Annotated in this window: 4 protein-coding genes; 3 read left to right on the forward strand and 1 reads right to left on the reverse strand. The window is 76.4% G+C overall.

From position 1 onward, the window contains the following. Nucleotides 1-521: LLM class flavin-dependent oxidoreductase (locus tag ACQFYA_RS21325; RefSeq protein ID WP_499127896.1), on the forward strand; the 521-nt coding region annotated here is incomplete at its 5' end. Between the two features lie 44 nt (nt 522-565). Here the strand turns inward: ACQFYA_RS21325 and ACQFYA_RS21330 are convergent. Further along, nucleotides 566-2353 carry an ABC transporter ATP-binding protein gene (locus ACQFYA_RS21330; RefSeq protein ID WP_499127898.1) on the reverse strand — a complete coding sequence of 596 codons (1788 nt, stop codon included), beginning with the start codon at nt 2351-2353 and terminating at the stop codon, nt 566-568. Between the two features lie 93 nt (nt 2354-2446). Between ACQFYA_RS21330 and ACQFYA_RS21335 the strand changes: the two genes are divergently transcribed. Next, nucleotides 2447-3397 (forward strand): DUF1731 domain-containing protein, encoded by a 951-nt coding sequence (locus ACQFYA_RS21335; RefSeq protein WP_499127900.1) that lies wholly within the window; start codon nt 2447-2449, stop codon nt 3395-3397. A gap of 103 nt (nt 3398-3500) precedes the next feature. After that, nucleotides 3501-3907: ScoMcrA-related endonuclease (locus ACQFYA_RS21340; protein ID WP_499127902.1), on the forward strand; the 407-nt coding region annotated here is incomplete at its 3' end.

Genomic DNA, 3907 nt, shown 5'->3' on the forward strand with positions numbered 1-3907 from the left:
GGGGCCAGGTCGTCGGTGACGTCGCCATCATGGCGGGGGGCCCCCGTGCCCCGCGGGGGGGGGGGCCCCGCGGGGCCCCCCGGCCCCTGGGGCCGCGCCCGCCCCCCGCGGCGGGGGGCCGGCCCTCCCGGCGCGCCGCGGCGGCGGCGGAGCCCAGCCCGGGGCGGCGCCCGCCCCCGCCGGTCTGGGTGGGCGGGTCGGGGCCGCGCCGCACCCTGCGGCTGGTCGCGCAGTACGCCGACGCGTGGAACGACACGTCCAGCACGCCCGAGCAGCTCGCGGCGCTCGGCGACGTGCTGGAGCGACACTGCGAGGACGTCGGCCGCGACCCGGCGACGATCCGGCGCACGGTCCAGCTGCGGCTGCGCGAGCATCCCGTGGCGGACCTGCCCGCGCTGGTCGAGCGGTACGCGGCCGTGGGCGTCACCGAGTTCGTGGTGGTGCTCAGCTCCGGCGAGGCGGCCCTGCACGAGCTCGACGACGTCGTCGCCGCGCTCCCCGCGCTGCGCACCGCCGCCTGACCCGGCCGCCGCAGAGACCACCCCGCGGGGCACCACGCGGGGCACTACGCCGCCCCCGCCTGCGCCGCGTGCAGCGCGGGGTACCGGGCGCCGCGGCGCATCAGCTCGTCGTGGCTGCCGACCTCCACCACGCGGCCGCGCTCGAGCACGACGATGCGGTCCGCGGCGCGCACGGTGGACAGGCGGTGCGCGACGACCAGCGTGGTGCGGTCGCGCATCAGCCGGTCGAGGGCGTCGCGGACGGTGGCCTCGGCCTCCGGGTCGAGCGCGCTGGTGGCCTCGTCGAGGAACAGGATGCGCGGGTCGCGCACCAGCGCCCGGGCGATCGCCAGGCGCTGGCGCTGGCCGCCGGACAGCCGGGCGCCCCGCTGCCCCACGACGGTGTCCCAGCCGTCGGGCTGGGCGTCGACGAACTCGAGCGCGTTCGCGTCGCGCAGGGCGGCGCGCACCCGGTCGTCGGTCGCCGCGTCCTCGTCCAGCCCGTACGCCACGTTCTCGCGGATCGTGCCCTCGAACAGCACCGATTCCTGCGGCACCACCGACACCGACCGCCGCACGGTGCGCAGGTCGAGGCCCGCCATGTCCGCGCCGTCCAGCAGGATGCGACCGGACGTGGGCCGTACGAACCCGAGCACGAGGTTGAGCAGGGTGGACTTGCCGGAGCCGGACGGGCCGACGAAGGCGACGGTCTCGCCCTCGCGCACCTCGAGGTCGACGTCGTGCAGCGCGTCCTCGGCCGCGTCGTCGTACCGGTGCGAGAGGTGCTCGAGCCGCAGGCGCCCCTGCACGGCGTCCACGTGCCGGCGCCCCTCGTTCCGCTCCAGATCGGGCTCGGCGAGCACCTCCGCGATCGACCGCACGGACTCCACGCCGCGGGCCGTGACGGGCACGAGGTTGAGCACCTGGGTCAGCCCCTGGGTCAGCAGCCCGAAGTACGTGGACAGCAGCACCACCTCGCCGGGCGTGACGGCGATGAACCCGGTGAGCGAGACCACCGCGGCCAGCACCAGGCAGCACACGCCCAGCAGCTGCATGGCGACCCACGACACCGACGCCACCCGCCCGTTGAGCAGGTCGAGGCGCAGCGCGGCGCGCCGCACCTCGTCCGCGCCGTCGGCCACCCGGGAGACGGCGGTGCGCTCCAGGCCGTGGGCGCGCGTCACCGGGATGAGCGACGCCATCTCCCCCACCTGCGCGGAGAAGCCCTCGATCTCGCGGCGGAACTCCGCGTTGCGCGCCTGCGAGCGCCGCGACATCGTGCGGCGGATCAGCAGCGCCGTCGGGATCGCGAGGGCGTAGACGGGCAGGAACTCGGGCACCTTGATCGCCGTCATCGTGACCGCGCCGATCATCACCATGGCCGCCGACAGCAGCGGGTGCGTCACCTGCTGCAGCATGAGCTCGACGTTCTCGACGTCGCGCACCACCTTGCTCTGCACGACGGCGGAGCTGGCGCGGGAGTAGTAGCCGATGGACAGCTCCTGCAGCCGCTCCACCAGCGCGTTGCGCAGTGCGGCGCCGGTGCCGCGCACCACCGTCATGAAGTGACGCGTGTACACGATGTGGTTCGGGTAGTTCTGCGCGAGGAGCACCACCGCCACCGCGAACCACGCCAGCACGGACGTCACCGGGCCGTCGTCGGCCACGATGTCGATGACCGCGCCGGTGATGACCGGCAGGAACCACAGCGGCGTCTCCTTGACCGCGAACGCGGCGAGGGCGATCGTCATGCGGCGCGGCTGGGTCCCGAGCAGCCGCAGCAGCGACCGCACCGGCCGCTGGCCGTCGAGGAAGGGTTGGTCGGACGTGCTGGCAAGGGCTTTCCGGCGCACGAATCGATTCTAGACGTCGGGTCCGTCGCCGCAGCGCGGCGTCCACGCGAGCGTCGCCACGGAGGATGTCGGCACGGCTGTCAGACTCCCCGCATGAAGATCGTGGTCGCCGGCGGTTCCGGCTCCCTCGGCCGCGCCCTGTGCGCGGACCTCGTCGGGCGCGGGCACGAGGTCGTGGTCCTCACCCGCTCCCCCGGCCGCGGCGCAGGGCGGGGCGCGGGGCGGGACGTCCGCGAGGTCGCCTGGGACGCCCGCACCGTCGGCCCCTGGGCCGACGAGCTGGCCGCCACCGAGGGCGACGTCGGCGTGGTCAACCTCGCGGGCCGGCTGGTGGACTGCCGCCCGACGCCCCGCAACGTCGAGGAGCTGCGGCGGTCGCGGGTCGACGCGACGACCGCGCTGGTCGCGGCGTCCGCCCGGCTCGGGCATCCGGTGTCCCGCTGGCTCCAGGCCTCCACCACGGCGATCTGGTCCGACGCGGGCGAGCGCCGCGTCACCGAGTCGAGCCCGCTGCCCGACGACGGTCTCCCGCAGATGACGGGCGTCGCCCGGCCGTGGGAGGAGTCCGTCCGCGGCGCGCGCGCCCGGCACCTCGTGGTGCTGCGCACCTCGATCGTGCTCGACGCCGCGACCCCGGCCCTGGACCGCCTCCTGCTCCTCGCCCGGCTCGGGCTCGGCGGGCCCGTCGGCCCCGGCGACCAGTGGTTCAGCTGGATCCACGTCGACGACTGGCTCCGCGTCGCGCGCGCCGCGCTCGGGCTCGCGCCCGGGGTGCGCCTCCCGGACGGGCCCGTCGTCGCCGCGGCGCCGCACCCGGTGCGCAACCGCGACCTCATGGCCGCGCTGCGCCGCGCCCGGGGACGACGGCTCGCCCTCCCGACGCCCGCGCCCCTGCTGCGCCTGGGCGCCGTCGCGCTGCGCACGGACCCCGCGCTCGCGCTCACCGGCCGGCACGCCACGTCCCGGGTGCTCGCCGACGCCGGGTTCGCCTTCCGGCACCCGACCCTCGACGACGCGCTCGCCGACCTGCTCGCGCGGCCGTGACGCCGCCCGACGCGCGCCTTCCGGAGGCCCGGCGCGTGCGGCGCTCGCCACAGTCGGCCCCCGAAGGTCCGGAGCGCCCCCCGGACACGACTAGCCTGAGGCCGTGGCTACCTTCTCGAGCGTGACGCGCCAGCACCTCCTCCGGGCGATCGAGGAGTACGACGACCGCGGCGCCGACGCCTTCGTCGGCGTCTACGGCTTCACCCGGACCCCGGGCCACACGTTCGTCCACGAGGACCGCGCGTACGACTCGAAGGCGGTGCTCGGGGTGGCGCACAAGTTCGCGACCGGCAGCCCGGCCCGCGCCGAGGACCTCGTGGACGCCAAGTGCGACGACGCCGCGATCCTGCGCAAGCACGGGTTCGACGTCATCGCGCCGCTGGCGCCGGCGACGCCCGCCCCCGCCGTCCGCAAGGCCGCCCCGCGCCGCAAGGCCGCGAGCGCCACGGTGCGCAAGCCCGCGGCGCCGGAGCCCGTGGTCGCGATCTGCCCCACCTGCTACACCGTGCT

This window comes from Promicromonospora sp. Marseille-Q5078, from assembly GCF_050315395.1.
Classification (GTDB): Bacteria; Actinomycetota; Actinomycetes; order Actinomycetales; family Cellulomonadaceae; genus Isoptericola.